This is a genomic window from Alloalcanivorax sp. C16-1, from assembly GCF_046507805.1.
Lineage (GTDB): Bacteria > Pseudomonadota > Gammaproteobacteria > Pseudomonadales > Alcanivoracaceae > Alloalcanivorax.
The window spans coordinates 253,021-273,364 of record NZ_JBKFTK010000001.1 but is presented as its reverse complement, the minus strand read 5'-3'; the positions used below and the strand labels follow the sequence as shown (position 1 = coordinate 273,364).

At 66.6% G+C, this 20,344-nt stretch carries 18 protein-coding genes; 9 read left to right on the top strand and 9 right to left on the bottom strand.

Annotated features, from left to right (window positions below):
* Positions 1–2: 2 nt before the first annotated feature.
* Entirely contained in the window at positions 3–497 is a 495-nt protein-coding gene (lptE, locus tag ACLD0W_RS01370) for an LPS assembly lipoprotein LptE (protein ID WP_410305727.1), read from the bottom strand.
* A gap of 2 nt (positions 498–499) precedes the next feature.
* Positions 500–2,968: a leucine--tRNA ligase gene (leuS, locus tag ACLD0W_RS01365; RefSeq protein WP_410305726.1), complete on the bottom strand. Its 2,469-nt coding sequence runs from the start codon at positions 2,966–2,968 to the stop codon at positions 500–502.
* Positions 2,969–3,041: 73 nt separating this feature from the next.
* On the opposite strand from leuS, the gene ACLD0W_RS01360 reads away from it, so the two are divergent.
* Entirely contained in the window at positions 3,042–3,665 is a 624-nt protein-coding gene (locus ACLD0W_RS01360) for a YdcF family protein (RefSeq protein ID WP_410305725.1), read from the top strand.
* A 15-nt stretch (positions 3,666–3,680) separates the two neighbouring features.
* On the opposite strand, the gene ACLD0W_RS01355 is transcribed toward ACLD0W_RS01360, so the two are convergent.
* The 4 genes from ACLD0W_RS01355 to lnt all read right to left on the bottom strand — a co-directional run bounded on the left by ACLD0W_RS01355 (position 3,681) and on the right by lnt (position 8,258).
* Entirely contained in the window at positions 3,681–5,408 is a 1,728-nt protein-coding gene (locus tag ACLD0W_RS01355; protein ID WP_410305724.1) for a SulP family inorganic anion transporter, read from the bottom strand.
* A gap of 10 nt (positions 5,409–5,418) precedes the next feature.
* Entirely contained in the window at positions 5,419–5,760 is a 342-nt protein-coding gene (locus ACLD0W_RS01350) for a TIGR01244 family sulfur transferase (protein WP_410305723.1), read from the bottom strand.
* Positions 5,757–6,656, bottom strand: a complete 900-nt coding sequence (locus tag ACLD0W_RS01345; protein WP_410305722.1) for an MBL fold metallo-hydrolase — start codon at positions 6,654–6,656, stop codon at positions 5,757–5,759. Before ACLD0W_RS01345 ends, ACLD0W_RS01350 begins: the two co-directional genes overlap by 4 nt.
* A 114-nt stretch (positions 6,657–6,770) precedes the next feature.
* Positions 6,771–8,258 carry an apolipoprotein N-acyltransferase gene (gene lnt, locus ACLD0W_RS01340; protein WP_410305721.1) on the bottom strand — a complete coding sequence of 496 codons (1,488 nt, stop codon included), beginning with the start codon at positions 8,256–8,258 and terminating at the stop codon, positions 6,771–6,773.
* Positions 8,259–8,463: 205 nt separating this feature from the next.
* Between lnt and ACLD0W_RS01335 the strand changes: the two genes are divergently transcribed.
* From ACLD0W_RS01335 to ACLD0W_RS01300, 8 genes are all read left to right on the top strand, one after another.
* The gene (locus tag ACLD0W_RS01335) at positions 8,464–9,444 is read left to right on the top strand and encodes a LysR family transcriptional regulator (protein ID WP_410305720.1); all 981 of its coding nucleotides are present in this window, start codon (positions 8,464–8,466) and stop codon (positions 9,442–9,444) included.
* Between the two features lie 104 nt (positions 9,445–9,548).
* The gene (locus ACLD0W_RS01330) at positions 9,549–10,499 is read left to right on the top strand and encodes a tripartite tricarboxylate transporter substrate binding protein (protein WP_410305719.1); all 951 of its coding nucleotides are present in this window, start codon (positions 9,549–9,551) and stop codon (positions 10,497–10,499) included.
* A gap of 29 nt (positions 10,500–10,528) precedes the next feature.
* Positions 10,529–10,978, top strand: a complete 450-nt coding sequence (locus tag ACLD0W_RS01325) for a tripartite tricarboxylate transporter TctB family protein (RefSeq protein WP_410305718.1) — start codon at positions 10,529–10,531, stop codon at positions 10,976–10,978.
* 9 nt (positions 10,979–10,987) lie between these two features.
* Positions 10,988–12,490, top strand: coding sequence for a tripartite tricarboxylate transporter permease (locus tag ACLD0W_RS01320; protein WP_410305717.1), 1,503 nt, complete (start codon positions 10,988–10,990; stop codon positions 12,488–12,490).
* A gap of 218 nt (positions 12,491–12,708) precedes the next feature.
* The gene (locus ACLD0W_RS01315; protein ID WP_410305716.1) at positions 12,709–14,259 is read left to right on the top strand and encodes an acyl-CoA synthetase; all 1,551 of its coding nucleotides are present in this window, start codon (positions 12,709–12,711) and stop codon (positions 14,257–14,259) included.
* A gap of 29 nt (positions 14,260–14,288) precedes the next feature.
* Positions 14,289–15,482, top strand: coding sequence for an acyl-CoA dehydrogenase family protein (locus tag ACLD0W_RS01310; RefSeq protein ID WP_410305715.1), 1,194 nt, complete (start codon positions 14,289–14,291; stop codon positions 15,480–15,482).
* Positions 15,479–16,594 (top strand): CaiB/BaiF CoA transferase family protein, encoded by a 1,116-nt coding sequence (locus ACLD0W_RS01305; protein ID WP_410305714.1) that lies wholly within the window; start codon positions 15,479–15,481, stop codon positions 16,592–16,594. Before ACLD0W_RS01310 ends, ACLD0W_RS01305 begins: the two co-directional genes overlap by 4 nt.
* A gap of 126 nt (positions 16,595–16,720) precedes the next feature.
* Positions 16,721–17,815, top strand: coding sequence for a porin (locus ACLD0W_RS01300; protein WP_410305713.1), 1,095 nt, complete (start codon positions 16,721–16,723; stop codon positions 17,813–17,815).
* Between the two features lie 35 nt (positions 17,816–17,850).
* Here ACLD0W_RS01300 and ACLD0W_RS01295 read toward each other — a convergent pair whose 3' ends face one another.
* Genes ACLD0W_RS01295 through ACLD0W_RS01285 form a run of 3 tightly spaced genes read right to left on the bottom strand, consistent with a single transcriptional unit; the run spans position 17,851 to position 20,202 of the window.
* Entirely contained in the window at positions 17,851–18,720 is an 870-nt protein-coding gene (locus ACLD0W_RS01295; protein ID WP_410305712.1) for an HlyC/CorC family transporter, read from the bottom strand.
* A complete protein-coding gene (gene ybeY / locus ACLD0W_RS01290) occupies positions 18,720–19,241 on the bottom strand; it encodes an rRNA maturation RNase YbeY (RefSeq protein WP_204427076.1) in 522 nt (173 codons plus the stop codon). The genes ACLD0W_RS01295 and ybeY overlap by 1 nt, the downstream gene beginning before the upstream one ends.
* On the bottom strand, positions 19,213–20,202 hold the full coding sequence (locus ACLD0W_RS01285) for a PhoH family protein (RefSeq protein ID WP_410305711.1): 990 nt from the start codon (positions 20,200–20,202) through the stop codon (positions 19,213–19,215). Before ACLD0W_RS01285 ends, ybeY begins: the two co-directional genes overlap by 29 nt.
* Between the last annotated feature and the right edge of the window lie 142 nt (positions 20,203–20,344).

Genomic DNA, 20,344 nt, shown 5'->3' with positions numbered 1-20,344 from the left:
GTTCAGTCCTGGATTTTGCGCGAGGCGTTGGCGAGCTGATTGATCAGCCGGTAGCTGATGTCCTCGATCAGATCGGTGCGCACCAGGTCCTCTTCGTCGGAGGTGGCGGTGACGTTGTCCGGCGAGTAGGCGAAGCTGCGGATCGCGGTCAGCCGGCGCGGCGGGTTGAGCATGGCGCCGGTGTCCCGGTCGATCAGCTGCCAGGTGATCTCGTAGCGCAGTTCGCGCTCGGCGGCGCGGCCCCGGTCGTCCACCGCCGCGGTGCGCTGGTTCCATTCCTCGTCGGTGATTTTCACCACGTAGGGGGACTGGTTGTGCACCAGCACGCCATTGGGTTCGAGCAGGTCTTCCAGGGTGTAGCGCAGCCGCGCGCTGGCGCCCTGCAGGGTGATGCTCTCGAAGTCGGGCGTGGAAGTCTGCCCGCGCAGCTGCCAGCCGGAACAGGCGGACAGCAGCAGGGCGGCGAACAGCAGGGCGAGCGCGGGACGAAGGGACATGATCAATTGGCCACGATATTGACGAGTTTGCCGGGAATCACGATCACCTTGCGCACCGTTTTGTCTTCGGTGAAACGCTGCACATTGGGCTCTTCCCGGGCCAGTTGTTCCAGGGTGTCCTTATCGGCATCGGCGGGCACCTCCAGCTTGGCGCGCACCTTGCCGTTGACCTGCACCACCAGTTCGAGGGTGTCCTTGACCAGGGCGCTTTCGTCCACCGTCGGCCAGGGCGCGTCGATGGCCGCCTGATCGTGCCCCAGGGCCCGCCACAGAGTGTGCGCGGCATGGGGGATGATCGGCGAGAGCAGCAGCACCGCCGCTTCCAGGGCCTCCTGCACCGCCGCCCGGCCGGCGTCGTCGGCGGGCTGGAAGCGGCTGATCTCGTTGCACAGCTCCATGGCGGCGGCGATGGCGGTGTTGAAGGTGTAGCGGCGGCTGATGTCGTCGCTGACCTTCTGGATGGTTTCATGGGTCTTGCGGCGCAGGGCCTTGCCGTCGCCGTCCAGGGTGGAAAAATCCCGGGTCGCCGGGGCCGGGGTGCCGGCTTCGACGTGCTCGGCCACCAGTCGCCACAGGCGCTTGATAAAGCGGTGGGCGCCTTCCACGCCGGCGTCGTTCCACTCCAGGGACTGCTCCGGCGGCGCGGCGAACATCATGAACAGGCGCACGGTGTCGGCGCCGAATTCCTCGATCATCGCCTGCGGGTCCACGGTGTTGCCCTTGGACTTGGACATCTTGGCGCCGTCCTTGAGCACCATGCCCTGACACAGCAGGCGCTTGAACGGCTCGTCGGAGTTCACCAGCCCGGCGTCGCGCAACAGCTTGTGGAAGAAGCGCGAATACAGCAGATGCAGAATGGCATGCTCGATGCCGCCCACGTACTGATCCACCGGCAGCCAGTAGTTGGCGCGTTGCGGGTCGAGCATGGCGGTGTCGTTGTCCGGGCAGGTAAAGCGCGCCGCGTACCAGCTCGATTCCATGAAGGTGTCGAAGGTGTCGGTCTCGCGGGTGGCGGGCTGGCCGTTGTATTCGGTTTTCGCCCACTCCGGATCGGCCTTGATCGGCGAGGTGACGCCGTCCATTTCCACGTCTTCCGGCAGCACCACCGGCAACTGGTCCTCGGGCACCGGCACCTGGGTGCCGTCTTCCAGGGTCAGCATGGGAATCGGCGCGCCCCAGTAGCGCTGGCGGGATACGCCCCAGTCGCGCAGGCGATAGTTGACCTTGGTTTCGCCCAGGCCCCGTTCCGCCAGCCAGGTGGCGATGGCGTCGAAGGCGTCGGCGGAGCTGAGCCCGTCGAACTTACCGCTGTTGACCAGTTTGCCCTTGGCGGTGAACGCCTCGGTGGCCAGGTCGATGGGCTCGTCGCCGGCGGGCTCGATCACCTGCTTGATCGGCAGGTCGTATTTTTGCGCGAATTCGAAATCGCGCTGGTCATGGGCGGGCACCGCCATCACCGCGCCGGAGCCGTAATCCATCAGCACGAAGTTGGCGATCCACACCGGCACTTCCTCGCCACTGATCGGATGGATCGCGAAGCGGCCGGTGAAGATGCCCTTCTTCTCCATGGTGGCCAGGTCCGCCTCGGCCACCTTGGTGTGGGTGCAGTCCTCGATAAAGGCGGCGATCCCCGGGTTGCCCTCGGCGGCCTGGCGGGCCACCGGGTGCTGGGCGGCCACCGCCACATAGCTGACGCCCATCAGGGTGTCCGGGCGGGTGGTGTAGACGCTCAGCGCCTGGTCGCCGTCCTTCAACGCATCCTTTAATGCAAAGTCCAGCTGCACACCCTCGGAACGGCCGATCCAGTTGCGCTGCATGGCCTTGACCTGTTCCGGCCAGCCGTCCAGCTGGTCCAGGTCTTCCAGCAGTTCATCCGCGTAGGCGGTGATCTTCACGAACCACTGGGGGATGTCCTTGCGTTCCACCAGGGCGCCGGAGCGCCAGCCGCGCCCGTCGATGACCTGCTCGTTGGCCAGCACGGTCTGATCCACCGGGTCCCAGTTCACCGTGGACATCTTCTTGTAGACCAGGCCCTTCTCGTACAGCTTGGTGAAGAACCATTGCTCCCAGCGGTAGTACTCCGGGGTGCAGGTGGCCAGCTCGCGGCTCCAGTCGTAGCCGAAGCCCAGGCGTTTGAGCTGGCCCTTCATGTAGTCGATGTTTTCGTAGGTCCAGGCGGCCGGGGCGCTCTTGTTCTTCACCGCCGCGTTTTCCGCCGGCAGGCCGAAGGCGTCCCAGCCCATGGGCTGCAGCACGTTCTTGCCCTGCATGCGCTGGTAGCGGCTGATCACGTCACCGATGGTGTAGTTGCGCACATGGCCCATGTGCAGGCGTCCGGACGGGTAGGGGAACATGCTCAGGCAATAGAACTTCTCCTTGCCGGGCTGTTCGGTGACCTTGAAGCTGCCGGATTCTTCCCAGTGCTGCTGGGCTTCATCTTCTACCTGCTTGGGATGATACTGTGCGTCCATCGGATCTCTATGAGTCGGGGTGGCGATTGGAAAGCCCCATAGGATACATGAGCGGAAGGCGGGCAGACAGCGGATGCGCGGGGTGTTGATCACGGTGGTGCTGGGCGTGGCGCTGGTGGCGGCGACTCTGCCGGCCATGGTGCGCCAGTTGTATCCGCCGGTGCCGGCGGCGCCCGCCGGGGTGGCGCCGGCGGTGGTGGTGGTGCCCGGCGCCGGCCGCCAGCGCCACGGCGACGGCTACCGGCTCACCCCCGCCGGCCTGCGGCGCCTGCATCGCGGCGTGGAGGAGGCCCGCCGACTGGGCCTGCCGCTGCTGCTCACCGGCGGCGCCGAGGACCGCACACCCCGCGACCCGGACGATTCCGAGGCGGCGATGATGGCCGACCAGGCCCGGCGGCTGTGGCCCGAGGCACGAACGTGGATCGAACCGCGCAGTCGCAGCACCTGGGAAAACGCGGTCAACAGCGCCCCGCTGCTGCGCCGCCAGGGCATCGAGTCGGTACTGCTGGTCACCGACCGCGCCCACCTGCCCCGCGCCACCCTCAGCTTCCGCCGCCAGGGCCTCACGGTCACGCCGGTGGCGGTGGAGACCCTGCCCCGGGAAGCCTGGCTGCCCTCCGCCGGCGCCCTGGCGGAGGTGCCGGTGATCTGGCGGGAGTGGGTGGCGTTGGTCTGGTATCGGATCCGGTATTTCTGAGAGCCAGTTGAACGTTCAACTGGCCCCTTTTGTCGTCTCGGCGTCCAGCGCCTGCAGCGCCTGGTAATGGCTGAGAAACACCTCCCCGGTAAGCTGCTGGAGAAAATCGCTGCGCTGCAGCTGGTCCATCACCGGGCCTTTCACTTCCGAGAGATGCAGGGTCACGCCGGCGTCGGCCAGGCGGCGGTTGAGGGCCTGCAGGCTGTCCAGGGCGCTGGCGTCGATGTGGTTGATGGCCGAGCACAGCAGCACCACGTGGCGGCGGCCGTCGCAGTGCAGGGCGCGGTCGTAGATGGCGTCCTCGGTGCGCCGGGCGTTGGCGAAATAGAGCGATTCATCGACACGCATCGACAGCACCCGGGGCGAGGTGATCACCCGGTGGCGGCGCACATTGCGGAAGTGCTCGGTGCCGGGCATCTGGCCCAGTTCCGCGATGTGCGGCTGGCTGGTGCGCCACAGGTGCAGGGCCAGGGCCGCCGCCACCCCGGCGATCACGCCGGCTTCCACCCCCGCCGCCAGCACCCCCAGCAGGGTCACCAGCATGGCGGTGAAATCCGCCTTCGAGTAACGCCAGGCCCGCGCCAGCGCCGGCAGGTCCACCAGGGTCAGCACCGCCACGATGATGGTGGCGGCCAGGGTGGCCTTGGGCAGGTATTGGAACCAGGGCGTGAAAAACAGGGCGGTCAGGGCGATGCCGCCGGCGGTGAAGACACCGGCCAGCGGCGTGCGGGCGCCGGCGTCGAAGTTGACCACCGAGCGGGAGAAGCCGCCGGTCACCGGAATGCCGCCGCTCACCCCGGAGGCCAGGTTGGCGGCGCCCAGGCCGATCAGCTCGGCGTTGGAGTCCACCCGCTGGCGACGCTTGGCGGCCAGGGTCTGGGCCACCGACACCGATTCCACGAAACCGATCAGGCTGATCAGTACCGCCGGCAGCCACAGCGCCCGCCACAGGCCGGCGTCAAAGGCCGGCAGGGTCGGCACCGGCAGCCCGCCGGGCACCGGTCCCACCACCGCCACGCCGTGTTCCGCCAGGCCGCCGGGGCCGGCGGCGAGGGTGGTGGCGATCACCGCCACCACCGGGCCGGCCTTGGTCAGCAAATCCACCAGCCACGGCGGCAGGGCGGTGCGCCCGAGAAGCCGCTTCAGCGGCCCCCGCGCCCACAGCAGAAACAGCATGGCGGCGCCGCCCAGCAGCACCGTGGGGGCGTGTGTCTGGTGCAGGTGACGGGCGCCGGACACCGCCAGTTGCCAGAGGGTGTCGCCGCCCATGTCGATGCCGAGCAGATGGCGGAGCTGACTGGCGGCGATCAGCAGGCCGGAGGCGGTGATAAAGCCGCTGATCACCGAATGGCTGAGCAGATTGGCGATCCAGCCCAGGCGCAGCACGCCCATCACCACCAGCAGCCCGCCGGACATCAGCGCCAGCACCACGGTGGCGGCCAGGTAACGGTCGGCGTCGCCGCCGGCGACCTGACCGGCGGCGGCCGCCGTCATCAGCGACACCACCGCCACCGGGCCCACCGCCAGGGTGCGGCTGGAGCCGAACAGGGCGTAGGCGATCAGCGGCAGAATGCTGGCGTACAGCCCCACCTGGGCCGGCACCCCGGCGAGCAGCGCATAGGCCAGGCTCTGGGGAATCAGCATCAGGGTAACGATCAGCGCCGCCAGACCGTCGGCGGCGGCGTCGTCGCGCCGGTAGCCGGACAGCCAGCCGGCGGCGGGCAGCCAGCGACTCAGTCCCATGGGCAGCGGTTCAGGGGTTCAGGGTTTGTGCCCGTTCCCACAGTTTGCCGCAGCGGTTGCCGGTGCGGCAGAACGCCAGCACCGGGCCCGGTTGCTGGCGGACCAGCTCGGCGAAGCGGCGGGCGTCGTCGTCGTTGATCTCGCTGGCCACCACCGGCTGGTAGTGATACTCCAGCCCCGCCGCCCGGGCGGCCTGTTCCATGGTCCGGTGGTCCGGCTGGTCCTCGCCTTCGCCGTCCGGCCGGTTGTTGATCACCACCCGGAAACCGGCCCGCGCCAGGGCGGCCATGTCCTCGGGGCGCAGCTGGGGCGATACCGCCAGGTCCGGGGTGAGATGGGTAAAGTCGCTCATGGGGCCTCCGGGGCGCCGAATACGTTGAGGGGAATCTTCAGATAGCGGGTGCCGTTGCTCTCCGCCGGCGGCAGATGGCCGGCGCGCATGTTCACCTGCACCGACGGCAGAATCAGCCGGGGCATGCCCAGGGTGGCGTCGCGCTGCTCGCGCATGGCCACGAAGGCGTCCTCGGCGATGCCCTCGTGGACATGGATATTGTCCCGGCGCTGGTCGCCCACGGTGGTTTGCCAGTGGAAGTCCTCGCGGCCCTCCGGCAGATAGTCGTGGCACAGAAACATGCGGGTCTGATCGGGCAGGGCCAGCAACTTCTGGATCGAGCGATACAGGGTGCGGGCGTCGCCGCCGGGGAAGTCGCAGCGGGCGGTGCCGTAGTCCGGCATGAACAGGGTGTCGCCGACGAACACGGCGTCACCGATCAGGTGGCTCATGCAGGCCGGGGTATGGCCGGGGGTGTGCAGGGCGCGGCAGGACAGGTTGCCGATTGAGTAGGTTTCGCCGTCGTGGAACAGATGATCGAACTGGCCGCCGTCCCGGGCGAAGTCGGTGCCGGCGTTGAAAATGCGGCCGAAGGTCTCCTGCACGGTGCGGATCCGGTCGCCGATGGCCAGCTTGCCGCCCACCCGTTCCTGCAGCCAGGGCGCCGCCGACAGGTGGTCGGCGTGCACGTGGGTCTCCAGCAGCCATTCCACGGTCAGCTCGTGGGCGCGCACGAAATCCACCAGGCGCCGGGCGCCCTGATGGCGGGTACGGCCGGCGGCCGGGTCGTAATCGAGCACCGAGTCGACGATGGCGCAATGGCGGGTCGCCGGGTCGATGACCACATAGCTGACGGTGTTGGTGTCGTGATCGAAAAAGCTTTCCACCTGGGGGTGTTCGGTGGGCGCGGATGTCATGACGGCCTCCTCGGGAAAAAGGGATCCCTGGTGCTGTTTATAGGAGGCCGGGGCGGCGCTGTCAAACAGGTTATATGCTTATTCCTAAAAAATATAAATGGGCGCCACGTGGCCTCAGCGCCCGGGGAAGGTATCCAGCAGACCCCGGGCCCGGCGCCCCCGATTCAGCACCACCAGGGCCAGCGCCAGCAGCAGGGTGGGCCAGGCGCCGGTGGCCATGAACGGGGTGCTGCCCTGGCGGGGCTGGTACTCGGTGAGCAGCAGGTCGCGCTGGAACTGGGGCAGCCGGTCGCGCACCTTGCCGTGGTGGTCGACCACCGCGGTGATGCCGTTGTTGGTGCCGCGCAGCAGCCAGCGGCCGGTTTCCACGGCGCGCAGGCGGCTCATCTGAAAGTGCTGATGGGGCCCGGCGGAGGTGCCGAACCAGGCGTCGTTGCTGATTGTCAGCAGCACATCGGCGCCGGCGCTGCGGGTGGCCACCAGATCCGGGTAGAGAATCTCGTAGCAAATAAAGGGCGCGATCTCATGGCCCAGGGCGTGCAGGTTGGGCTGGCCCGGGTGGCCCGGCGTGAAGCTGGACATGGGCAGATCGAAGAATGGAATCAGCCCGCGCAGCAGGTCCTGGAACGGTACGTACTCGCCGAACGGCACCAGCTTTTGTTTGTGGTAGACGCCGTCGTCGTGGTCGGTGCCCACCACCGCGATGCTGTTGTGGTAGGTGGTGGGCAGGTGGCGGTCGTCGCGCCAGGGCAGGCCGCTGATCAGCGCCCCGCCCCGGGCGGCCAGGGCCTGGCCCTCGCCGTCCACGAAGCCCTGGATGTCCTGGTAGAACTCGATCATCGCCGACTCCGGCCAGATCACCAGGGTGCCGTCGGGCACCTGGTCGGTGAGGCCGGCGTAGATCTCGCGGGTTTCCTGGCGCATGGTGGCCAGCCATTTCAGGTCCTGGGGCACGTTGCCCTGGGCCAGGGCCACCGCCTGGCGGTCGCCGGCGGGGTGGGTAAAGGTCAACTGGCCGCCCACCAGGGCGGCCACCACCAGCAGCGCCGACAGCGCCAGCGGGCCGGTGGCGCGCCCGCGCCGGGCGATCAGATCAATGCCGGTGGCGGACAGCAGCACCGCCGCCAGGGTCATCGCCCAGATGCCGCCCAGCGGCGCCAGCCCGGACAGCGGCGTGTCGATGGCGGCGTAGCCGGCGTACAGCCAGGGGAACCCGGTGAACAGCCAGCCGCGCACCCAGTCCAGCAGCACCCAGACCCCGGCGAACATCAGCGCGCCGCCGCCCATCCGCCGGGTCAGCCAGAAGGTGAGGCCGGGGAACAGCGCCATCACGGCGGCGAACGCGGCGGTGAACGGAATCGCCATCCACAGCGGCATGAAGCCGTAGTCGGTCATCGACACATGCAGCCAACTGACGCCGAAGCCGAACAGGCCCAGCCCGTACAGCCAGCCGTGCAGCAACGCCCGGCGCGGGGTCGGTGCGCGCACCAGGGTCACGTAGCCGAGGGCCAGGCTCACCGGCAGCAGCGGCCACAGGTCGTAGGGCGCGAACGCCAGTGGAAACAGTAGCCCGGCGATCAGGGCAAGCAGCAGGTTGAGCATGGATGTCGGCGGTCCCGGTGCTGGAATGATGGCGGGGCAAGCGCCCCGGCGGGTGAAGCCACGTTATACGCAAATTCAGCGTTTCATGCCATGGGACGGCGGCGGCGCGACACTTGCCATTGCCATAGCAAAAAGAGATAAAGGCGCCCTTCGCATCACAAAAAACGATTCGCCGGGCCGGCCCCGGCGCCGTCGGGAGACGCCCATGAACCTGAAGCAACTGAACGCGCTGGTGGCGGTGTTCGAGGAAGGCAGCTTTTCCGCCGCCGCCCAGCGGCTGAATATCGTGCAGCCGGCCCTCAGCCAGCAAATCATCGGCCTGGAAAAAGAGCTGGCGGTGCAGCTGTTCGAGCGCACCAATCGGGGGGTGGCGCCCACCCGCCACGGCCAGCGGCTGGTCAACCACGCCCGGCTGATCCTGCGGCAGATGGAAATTGCCCGTAACGATCTGCGCACTTCGCTGGAATCGGAGCCCGCCGGCGACGTGATCATCGCCCTGCCGGTGACGGTGACCGCTTTTCTGGCGCCGCGCCTGCTGGCCTGGCTGGAGCAGCACTATCCCCGTATCCGGTTGCACATCGTCGAGGGCCTCAGTTCGGAAAGCGGCCATGTGGTGGAAACCGGCAAGGTGGAGCTGGGGGTCAACCCCAACGCCGCGGAACTGGATGACGTGGAGTCGATCCCGGTACTGCGCGAGTACTTTTACCTGATCGGCGCGCCGGAGCTGGTGGGGCCGGAAACCGGCGATATCGATCTGGCGGACGCGGTGAGCCGGCCGCTGATTCTCGGCGACCGCACTCACAATATGCGCCGCGTGATCGACGAGCACGTGGTGGCCGCCGGCGCCCAGCTGAACCTGCGCTTCGAACAGAACGGCCCGAAAACGCTGGCCTCGGTGGTGGATCAGGGCATGGCCTGCATCATCGCCAATCTGCCCATGCCGCTGGCGGACAACCGCACCCATCCGCGTCGGGCGCGGCGCATCGTCAACCCTCTGGTGCAGCGCCTGATGACCGTGGCCTGGCCGCGCAAGCGCCCCCTGTCGCGCCCGGCGGAACGGGTGCGCGACGGGCTGATCACCCTGATGGTGGAGGCCGCCCGGTCCGGCGACTGGCAGGCCGAGGTGGTGCTGCCGGCGGAGCAGATGCCGGCATTAAAAAATATGATGTCTGATATCGTGAAATAATATTTTTTTCTCCTGAGTGGCCCTCGTACTCTGCTTGGAACGCTTTGGGCCCCTGGCCCTCCGTGCAAAAAAGAAAACTGGGCGAGCTGCCCGTGGAGAGCAGAATGAGACTAATAAAACACTGCGCCGCCGCCGTTCTGGCGGTGTGCACCCTGACCGCGATGACCCTTTCCCCGTCGGCGACGGCGGATCAATGGCCATCCAAACCGATTACGCTGCTGGTGGGCTTTTCCGCCGGGGGCGGCGCCGACACCCTGGCGCGCTTGATGGCCCGGGCCCTGGAAGAAGACCTGGGCCAGCCGGTGGTGGTGGAGAACAAAGCCGGCGGCGGCGGCGTGGTGATGGCCACCCTGCTGCAACGCGCTCCGGCGGACGGTTACACCATTGGCTTTACCTCGGATTCCACCTTCGATGCGCTGCCGTTCATCGTGCGCACCGCCTATCAGCCCGATGATTTCGATTATCTGGCTACCGTCACCGAGCTGCAGAACGCCCTGGTGGCCGGCGCCAGCGCGCCGTTTTCCACCTGGGAAGAGATGCTCGCCTATGCCCGCGAGCAGGGCGGCCTCACCTTCGGTTCGCTGTCGCCGATCACCACCAAGTTCGCGGAACGTCTGGCCAAGCAGGAAGACATCCGTGTGCGCACCGTGCCGATCAAGGGCGGGCGCCAGATCATCACCGATGTGATGGGCCGTCACCTGGACGTGGGCTGGAGCGCCGGCGTGCATCAGGCGTACCTGAACGACCAGGGCGTCAAGGTGATCGTGGCCATGAACAGCGAGCGTCTGCGCACCTCCCCGGATGTGCCCACCATCCGTGAGCAGGGCTACGACCGCAGCTACACCAGCTATTTCATGCTGGCGGCGCCCAAGGGCATTCCCGCGCCGACCCGTGAAAAGCTGCTGGCGGCGATCCGCAAGGCGGCCACCTCCAAGGACGTGGTGAACCTGGCCGAAGAAAAAATGAAGTTCCCCAATGTGGTGCTGCCGGCGGAAAAACTGACCCGCTTTATCCAGCTCCGCAGCGCCGATAACGAGCGCGAATTCTCCGAATAATCACCGCGTTTTTTCGAGGCAAAGCTGTCATGAACGCTCGGATCGTGGATCTGTCGGCGGGGGTGGTCGTCACCCTGGCCGGCCTCTTCGCCCTGCTTTATCTGATTCCCCAACACATCAGCCCGAGCCTGGGGTTCGGGCTGTCGCCCCGGGCCTTTCCGTACCTGTGCGCCACGGCGGTGACGGTGCTGGGCGTGGCGCTGGTGATCTTCAGCGCCCGTGACCGTGCTCTGGCCGAACGGCTGGCGCCGGTCAGCCGCGCCGCTCTGAAGCGGCTGGTGGTGGTGCTGGCGGTGCTGGCCCTGGTGCTGGCGCTGATGCAGTGGGTCGGTTTTGTGGCGGCGGCGGTGGTGGCGGTGGCCCTGCTGATGCTGCTCATGGGTGAGCGCCGCTGGTTGCCCATCGTGCTGACCTCGGTGGGCTGGAGCCTGTTTCTCTGGGTTCTGTTTGATCGCGTGCTGGGCACCCCGCTGCCTTAGGAGATTCCCATGGAAACGATACTCGCCGGTTTCTCCGACGCCTTTACCCTGAGCAACGTGCTGTTCGTGCTGCTCGGTATTCTGATTGGCCAGCTGTTCGCCGCCGCCCCGGGCGTCGGTTCGTTGATCGCCATTACCATCGCCGTGCCCTACACCTTCTATATGAGTCCGGTGGCGGCGCTGGGTTTTCTGATCGGCATCAACAAGGGGGGCACCATCGGCGGCGCGGTGTCGGCGATCCTGATGAACACCCCCGGTTCGCCGGAGGCCACCGCCAGCACCTTCGACGGCTACCCCATGACCCAACAGGGCAAGGCGCGCAAGGCGCTCCGGGCGGCGCATTTTTCCTCGGTGACCGGCGATACCCTCAGTGATCTGGTGCTGATCTTCGTGGCCGCGCCGTTGTCCATCGTGGCCATGAAAATGGGCCCGCCGGAAATGGCCGCCGTGATTCTGGTGGCCCTGGTGATCATCGCCGGCCTGGTGGGCAACTCCATGATCAAGGGGTTGATCGCCGCTTTCCTGGGCCTGTTCATGAGCCTGGTGGGCATGGACCAGAGCACCGCCGCGGAGCGACTCACCTTCGGCATTCCGGAACTGATGGACGGCATCTCGATCACCGCCGCCGGCATCGGTGTGCTGGCGCTGGGCGAGATTCTCCGGCAAATCGTGTTCTCCGACAGCCTGCCGCGCCTGGACCAGAAGAACAGCGAATCGGTGAAGGCCGGCGAGCCGTTTACCTGGCAGGATTTCCGCACCATCCTGCCCACCATTCTACGTTCCACCCTGATTGGCACTCTGATCGGTGCGATTCCCGGGATCGGTTCCAGCGCCGCCGGCTTTCTCGGTTACACCGCCGCCAAGCGGGCCTCGAAAAATCCGGAGCGTTTCGGCAAAGGTGAAATCCGCGGCGTGGCCGCCTCGGAAGCGGCCAACAGTTCGGTGGTGGGCGCCAACTTTATTCCGCTGCTGTCGCTGGGCATTCCCGGCAACGTGGCGGCGGCGATCATACTCGGTGCCTTCCTGATCCACGGCCTGACGCCCGGCCCGCAGTTGTTCTCGGAACAACCGCGCCTGGTCTATTCGCTGTTCGCGGTGATGCTGATCGGTGATCTGCTCAACCTGATCACCGGTCTGTTCACCATGGGCCTGTTTGCCCGGGTGATTCGTATTCCGCTCACCTACATCATTCCCTGCGTGGTGGTGCTGTGTATCACCGGCGTGATCGTCGCCGACAGCCTGTTCGATGCCTGGCTGTTGCTCGGCATGGCGGTGGCCGGCTTCTTTATGCGCATGCTGAATTTCTCGTTCGTTACTTTCATTATCGGCTATGTGCTCGGGCCCATGTTCGAGGAAGCCTTCGGCCAGGCCATGATCATGGCCGACGGCGATCCGATGTATCTTTTGCAGCGTCCCATTGCCTGCATTTTTATCGTTCTGGCGGCGGTGATATTGATCAGTCTTCTGCGTCAGCATCGGCGTGGACGAAAAGCCGGGATCCTCACGAAATAAGCGCTGATTTCCGTCTCCCTATGGGCTGGCCGGTCTCGCATGGGCCGGCCTTTTTTTTTGAAAAAAGAACAGAAAAGGCAGGTTTCAGATAAAAAGAAATGTGATGGCGAAAATCATAAAATAATATTTTTCAATGCATTCGCCCTTGGCCATGATTTTTGAATGACTTACCGCCGGTTCGTGGCGGCCATTCGAATAACAGGAACAGGGAGAAGGCAGTGAACCTTGGTCATCTGGTGACCCGCAGCGCACGTTATTGGCCGGACCGCCCGGCGGTGGCGGACCGCCACCGCCGGCTCAGCTACCGGCAGCTGGAAGAACGTTCCAACCGGCTCGCCAATGGATTGCTCGGGCTGGGTCTGGAGCCCGGTGATCGGGTCGCCCTCTACAGCCTCAACCGGGTGGAACTGGTGGAGGCGGAGGTGGCCCTGTACAAGGCGGGACTGGTAAAGGCGCCGCTGAACGCCCGTCTGTCCACCGAGGAAGCCCTGCACGTACTGGAGGACGCCCAGGCGCGGGTGCTGATCGTCGGCCCGGAGCACGCCCCCGGGATTCTGGACCGCCGGAACGATCTGCCGGTGGTGGAGCGGGTGGTGGTGATCGGCGCCGAGGACGATGACGGCTTCGAAGCGCTGCTGGCCAAGGGCGATGCGGCGCTGCCGTCGGTGCAGGTGGATCAGGACGCGCCCGCCGTGCTGCATTACACCTCCGGTTCCTCCGGCCGTCTGAAGGCGGCGGTACAGACCTTCGGTAACCGCCTGGCGCTGGTGCGCAAATCGCTGATGCTGCCGGAAGGCCGGTTCGCCCAGGACGAGGTGCTCGGCCACGTGGGCCCGGTGACCCACGCCAGCGGCATGCAGATCATGCCGACCCTGACCACCGGCGGCTGCAACTATCTGATCGACCGCTTCGACATCGCCGAGCTGTTCGCCACCATCCAGCGCGAGCGCATCACCCGTTTCTTCGCCGTGCCCACCATGCTGTATCGCCTGATCGACAGCGGTCTGGCCGGTGACTATGACCTGTCCAGCCTGCGTCGCATCACCTACGGCGCGGCGCCCATGGCGCCGTCGCGGCTGCGCGAGGCGATGGAGATGTTCGGCCCGATCTTCACCCAGGGCTACGGCGCCGGCGAGACCACTTCGACCATTTCCATCCTCACCCTGGAAGACCACCTGCGCGGCCTGAACGACAAGCCGGAGCTGCTCGGCTCCTGTGGCCGCCCCTATGGCGAATCCGAGGTGATCATCGCCGACGACGACGGTAATCCGCTGCCGGACGGCGAGGCCGGTGAAATTCTGGTGCGCGGCCCGGACGTGATGCAGGGCTACTGGAATGCGCCGGACCTCACCAAGGAAGTGATCCAGGACGGCTGGTACCACACCGGTGACGTGGCGCGCCGGGACGAGGAAGGCTTCCTGTACATCATCGATCGTAAGAAGGACATGATCATTTCCGGCGGCTTCAACATCTACCCGGCGGAAATCGAAACGGTGCTGTTCCGTCACCCGGCGGTGGCGGAGTGCTGCGTGGTGGGCGCGCCGGACGAGGAGTGGGGCGAGCAGGTGATCGCCTTCGTGGTGTGCCGCCCCGGCGAAGCCGTGGAGGAAGCCGTGCTGGTCGACTACTGCGCCGAGCACCTGGCCAGCTTCAAGAAGCCCCGTCATGTGCGCTTCATCGATGAACTGCCCAAGAACCCCAACGGCAAGGTGGCCCGGCGCCTGGTGCGCGACACCTTCTGGAAGGATCACGACCGCCAGGTCGGCTGATCGTCGTCCGGTCGAACAGGAGCATCATCATGTACGAACGCTTCACCGCCAGTGACAACGGCGAACGGGTGCGCGCCGAGGCCCGTGACTTCATCGACAACTACCTTAAGCCGCTGGAAGCGGAGCACGGCATCGGCTTTGAAAGCGAGCCGTCCATGGACTTGCTGCGTGGCATCTGGAAAGCGTCGCGGGACGCCGGCCTGTACGGCGCGCAATTGCCCGAGGCCCAGGGCGGCCGGGGTCTGAGCGTTTACGACCAGTGCCTGCTCAAGGAAGACGTGGCCGCTTCCGGCGCCAAGCTGTCCGCCCATGTGCTGGGTGAGCTGGGTGGCCCGGGCCGGGTCGGGCATCTGTTCCATATCGCCACGCCCGGGCAGATGGAAAGCCACCTGCTGCCGGTGGTGCGCGCCGAGCGCACCGTCTGCTTCGCGCTCACCGAGCCGGAAGCGGGCTCCGACGCCAGCAACCTGAGCACCCGGGCGGTCCGTGACGGTGACCATTATGTGCTCAACGGTCTCAAACGTTATATCTCCGGCGCCCCCTACGCGGACTTCGCCATCCTGATGGCGGTCACCGACGACAACGCCGGGGCCCGGGGCGTCACCGCCTTCCTGGTCGACTTCGACCGCCCCGGGGTCACCGTCAGCTCGGACTACACGCCGATTTCCGGCAAGAATCAGCACGCCGATATCCGCCTGGAGGACGTGCGCATCCCCGCCACCCAGGTGCTCGGCGAGGAAGGGCAGGGGTTCCGGCTCGGCATGTCGCGGATCACCGTGAACCGGCTGCTGCATTGCCCGACCATGACCGGCCTGGCGATCCAGTCCCTGGACGCCTCCGCCCGTTATGCCACCCGACGCCGCCAGTTCGGCCAGCCGATCGCCGGCTTCCAGGCGATCCAGCACACCCTGGCGGACATGGCCACCGACCTGCACGCCGCCCGTTGCCTGATGCTGGATGTGGCGCGCCGCATCGACCGGGGCGAGGACACCCGCGAAGCCTCGGCGATGAGCAAGCTGTTCTGTTCCGAAAAAGCCTTCGCCATCGCCGACCGCGCCATCCAGGTGCACGGCGGCGTGGGGCTGATGCAGGGCAGCACCGTGGAATGGGTGTTCCGGATGCTGCGCATGTACCGCATCGTCACCGGCACCAGCGAGATCCAGCGTAACACCATCGCCAAGGGTTATCTGAAGCGCTACGCCGACCAGGCCGCGTCCTCATGAACCGGCCGCTGGCGGGCACCACGGTGGTGGAACTGGCCGGGCTGCTGCCCGGCCCCCACGCCGGCCTGCTGTTGGCGCAGCTGGGCGCCGAGGTGATCAAGGTGGAGCGCGCCGACGGCGGCGACGGCACGCGAGCCCTGGGGGAGCGGGTGTTCGCCACCTACAACCGGGGCAAACGCTCCATCGCCGTGGATCTGAAAAGCGAGCAGGGCGTGGACACCGTGCGCGCCCTGTTCCGGCGGGCCGATGTGGTGCTGGAAGGGTTTCGTCCCGGCGTCGCCGAACGCCTGGGCATCGGCTGGCCCCAGGCGCGGGCCCTTAACCCGAAGCTGGTGTACTGCTCGATCAGCAGCTTCGGCCAGGATGGCCCCTATCGGGACCGCACCGCCCACGATCTCAACTGCCTGTCCCTGGCGGGCTACTTCGCGACGCCTTCCCAGGTGGAGGACCGCATCGCCCGGCCCAAGGTACGGCTGGCCGATTACGCCGCCGCCATGCACGCCGCCCTGGGCGTGGTGCAGGCGCTGATGACGGTGCGGCTGGGCGGCGACGGCTGCCATCTGGATGTGGCCATCCAGGAATCGATCAGTGCCTGGTGTCTGCCCCATGCCCTGGCGGTGCGCGACGGCGAGGCCGGGGATATGGAACACACCCGCTCGGTGATGCCCGACAACGACCTGTTCCTGTGCGCCGACGGCCGGTGGCTGAGCCTGGGCATTTTCGAGAACCGCTATTGGGGCCAGCTCGCCGAGCTGTTCGGTGACCGGTGCCCGGCGTTGCGCGAGCCGGCCCTGCGCCGGCGGGCGGAGCGCCAGGCCCGCAAGCGCGAGGTCCACGGCCTGCTGAAGGCGTTGTTCGCCGGCGAGCCCCGGGACCATTGGGCGCGGGCGCTGGACGCCAGCGACATTCCCTGGGCGCCGGTCTACGACCGGGACCAGGCCCTGGACGACCCGCAGCTGCTGCACCGGCAACTGACCGGGCCGCTGGCCGGCGGCCAGGAAACCGATCTGCGCCTGCCCATGCTGATCGACGGTCAGGCGCTGTGGTCGCCACGACCGGCGCCGGCCCTGGGCGAGCACACCGAGGAGATCCTGGCTGAACTGAATCCGTGAATCCGGCCCGGCGGCGCCGCCAAGCCGCTCTTTATCACTCGAACCGCTTTCCGTGCGGCGCCGCGACGCGCCGCCCCGGGCAAGTCGTGTTCATAAAACCAAGAACCGAAAAATGTGGAGTCTTGAATGAAAACAAAAATCGCACCGGCGCTGCCGGTCTTGCTCGCCGGCCTGACACCGATGGTAGCGGGCGCCATTCCGCTGGCCGCGGAGAAACTGGAAATCTACGGCGCCCTGCGTTTGTCCGTGGACTACGCGGATTCCGACCTGGGCGACACGCCGGAAAATCCCTCCGCCGGGCTGGTGGACGGCGGCCACAGCCTTTCCACCAATACCTCGGTGCTGGGCCTGCGCGGCCGTCACACCCTGAATGACCGGTACGATCTGGTCTGGCAGGTGGAACAGAACATCGACCCGGACTCGCCCCGTAACCGGGGCATCGGCAACCGGGACACCTTCGCCGGTTTCGATACCCCGGCGGGCCTGATCCGCTTCGGCATCATGGATACGCCCTACAAGCGCAACGGCATCCGCATGAGCCAGTTCACCTCCACGGTGGCCGATCCGCAGGCGATCCTGGGTCGAGGCGGCGGCGGCAACCAGCGCCTGAGCCTGCGCGCGGAGAACTCGATTCGCTGGGACCGCAAGTTTCTCGACAAACGTCTGCAGCTGGCGCTGCAGTATGGCGCCGGCCAGCAGGACACCGACGGCGTCACCGACAACAACGACAGCAGCATGTGGAGCGGCGCGGCGATCTGGCGCCAGGGTGGTCTGGTGGCCAGCGTCGCCTACGCGGACTGGTCGGAGCTGTACGCCGGCGGTGATGTGAGCGGCCTTAACGGCGGCCTCAACTACCGCTTCGGAACGGTCACGGTGGGCGCGCTGTTCGACCGGCTGGAAGCCGACGACGTGGCGTACCTGAACCGGGATGCCTGGGGCGGTTTCGTGACCTGGGATCTACGGCGGGATTACACCCTGGGCGCGCAATGGATCCACGCCGATGAATCCGACGCCGGTGACGACGAGGCCGATCAGTACAGCCTGGTGGGTACCTGGCACGCGGCGCCGGCGCTGGATCTGTACCTGGCGGCCACCACCACGGTGAACCAGGGCGATAGCGGTGTTTACCGTACCGCGGACTATGCCCACGGCGACCGGGTCAACACGGTGCCCGGCGGTGACCCGAAAGTGCTGTCCCTGGGGATGGCGTTCAAGTTCTGACGTTCAGGCTCTGATTCCGGCCCCCTCCGCCGGCGCTATTCGGCGCCGGCGGTGGCGGTCGCGTCCAGCGGCGTGACCCGCAGCAGCCGGATGGTGCGCCCGTCGGCGCTCAGCACGGTAAAGCGGAAGCCGCCCATTTCCACCGCCTCTTCCCGCTGCGGCAGATGCCCGAAGGCCTGCATCACCAGGCCACCGATGGTGTCGAATTCCTCGTCGCTGAAGCCGGTCTTGAAGTGTTCGTTGAACTCGTCGATGGGCGTCAGCGCCTTGACGGTGTAGTCGTCGCCTTCCAGATCCTTGATCAGGTAGTCGTCGTCCTCGATGTCATGCTCGTCCTCGATCTCGCCGACGATCTGTTCCAGCACGTCCTCGATGGTGACCAGCCCGGCCACGCCGCCGTATTCATTGACCACGATGGCCATGTGATTCTTGGTGATGCGGAATTCCCGCAGCAGTGAATCCAGACGCTTGGATTCCGGCACCACCATGGCGGAGCGCACGTGGTCCTTGATCGAGAAGCGCTCCATCTTGGCCGGTTCCAGAATCAGGGCCAGCAGGTCCTTGGCCAGCAGAATACCGATGATTTCGTCCGGGTCGTCGCCCAGCACCGGGAAACGGGAGTGGGCGCAGTCGATGATGGTGGGCAGGAAATCGCGGGGGTCGTCGGAGCCGCGGATGCTGACCATCTGCGAGCGCGGAATCAGAATTTCCCGCACCTGCATATCGGAGACGCAGATGGCGCCTTCGATGATGCCCAGGGTGTCGCCGTCGATCACGTCGCTGTCGCGCATGGAGCGCATCAGAGCCAGCAGTTCTTCCCGGGAGCCGGGGGTGGAGGTGAAAAACTGGCCGACGCGCTCCAGCCAACTTCGGCCGGTGCCGCTATCGGAATAATCGTCCGACATCAGGGGTCGAGCTCCATGCTTTCGGTGGAAGGTTGATCATCAAGGGGTTGGTACGGGTCCGGGTAGCCCAGCTCGGCCAGGGCGCGGACTTCCAGGGCCTCCATGACCTCCGCGTCCTCGTCCTCGATATGGTCGTAGCCAAGCAGGTGCAGCACGCCGTGGGTGACCATGTGCGCCCAGTGGGCGTCCAGGGCCTTGTCCTGCTCGGCGGCTTCGCGGCGCACCACCGGCGCGCTGATCACGATGTCGCCAAGCAGCGGCTCGAAGGCGTCCTCGGGCAGGCCCTCGGGCATGTCGAAGGGAAAGGACAGGACATTGGTGGCTTTGTCCTTGCCCCGGTACTCCCGGTTGAGAACCCGGATCTCGGCGTCGTCCACCACCCGCACGGTGATGTCGCCGACCACGCCGCCGGCCACTTCCGCGGCTTTCAGGGCCCAGGCCCGCAAGTCCGATTCGTCGGGGGCGTCGCTGGCGTCGCTGGCCCACTGGACCTCAACGCTGGGTGTCGGTATCCCGCTCATGACGGTCGTAGGCCTCTACTATGCGTTGCACCAGCGGGTGGCGGACCACGTCGCGGCTGTCGAAACGGGTGACGCCGATCTCGGTCTCGCCGTCCAGCACGTCCAGGGCGTTGACCAGCCCGGAGCGCTGATGGCGGGGCAGATCCACCTGGGTCACGTCGCCGGTGATCACCGCCTTGGAGCCGAAGCCGATGCGGGTGAGGAACATCTTCATCTGTTCCGGCGTGGTGTTCTGCGCCTCGTCGAGAATCACGAAGCTGTTGTTCAGGGTGCGCCCGCGCATATAGGCCAGCGGCGCCACCTCGATCACCATGCGGTCCATCAGCTTGGCGACTTTCTCGAAGCCGAGCATTTCATAGAGGGCGTCGTAGAGCGGGCGCAGGTAGGGGTCGATCTTCTCCGCCAGGTCGCCGGGCAGGAAGCCCAGCTTCTCGCCGGCCTCCACCGCCGGGCGCACCAGCAGAATGCGCTGCACCTCGGCTTTTTCCAGGGCGTCCACGGCGCAGGCCACCGCCAGCCAGGTCTTGCCGGTGCCGGCCGGGCCGATGCCGAAGTTGATGTCGAAGCGGCGTACCTTCTTGACGTATTCCCGCTGGTGGCCGCCGCGCGGTTTGATGCGCGCCCGCTTGGTGCGGATCACCACCTCGTCGCTGGGGAAGGCCACGGTGTTGTCCACCTTTTCCGACAGCTCGGACTGCTGCAGCTGCAGATGCACCATTTCCGGGGTCAGGTCTTCCACTTCCGCGGTCTGCTCGTAGAGATCACTGAGCACCGAGGACGCGGCCTGCACCGCCTGGGAGTCGCCGGACAAATGGAACACGTTACCGCGGTTGCGGATGTCCACCTTCAGGCGTTGGGCGATCTGCTTGATGTGCTCGTCCAGCCGGCCACAGAGGCTGGCCAGGCGACGGGAGTCGTAGGGTTCAAGACTGACTTGCTGGGAAGCGGCTGGTGTGTCCAAGTGGGTAAAGGGGGCCCCGCGGGCTGTTGTCGATGAATTGAGCATACCCCGAAGCCAGGTTCGGGGAAAGCGCCGGGAGGCCGCTGGCCGACCTCTCCTTCACGCGCACTCTAGCCGCCCGGTCAGGTCCGGGGCAAGAGGT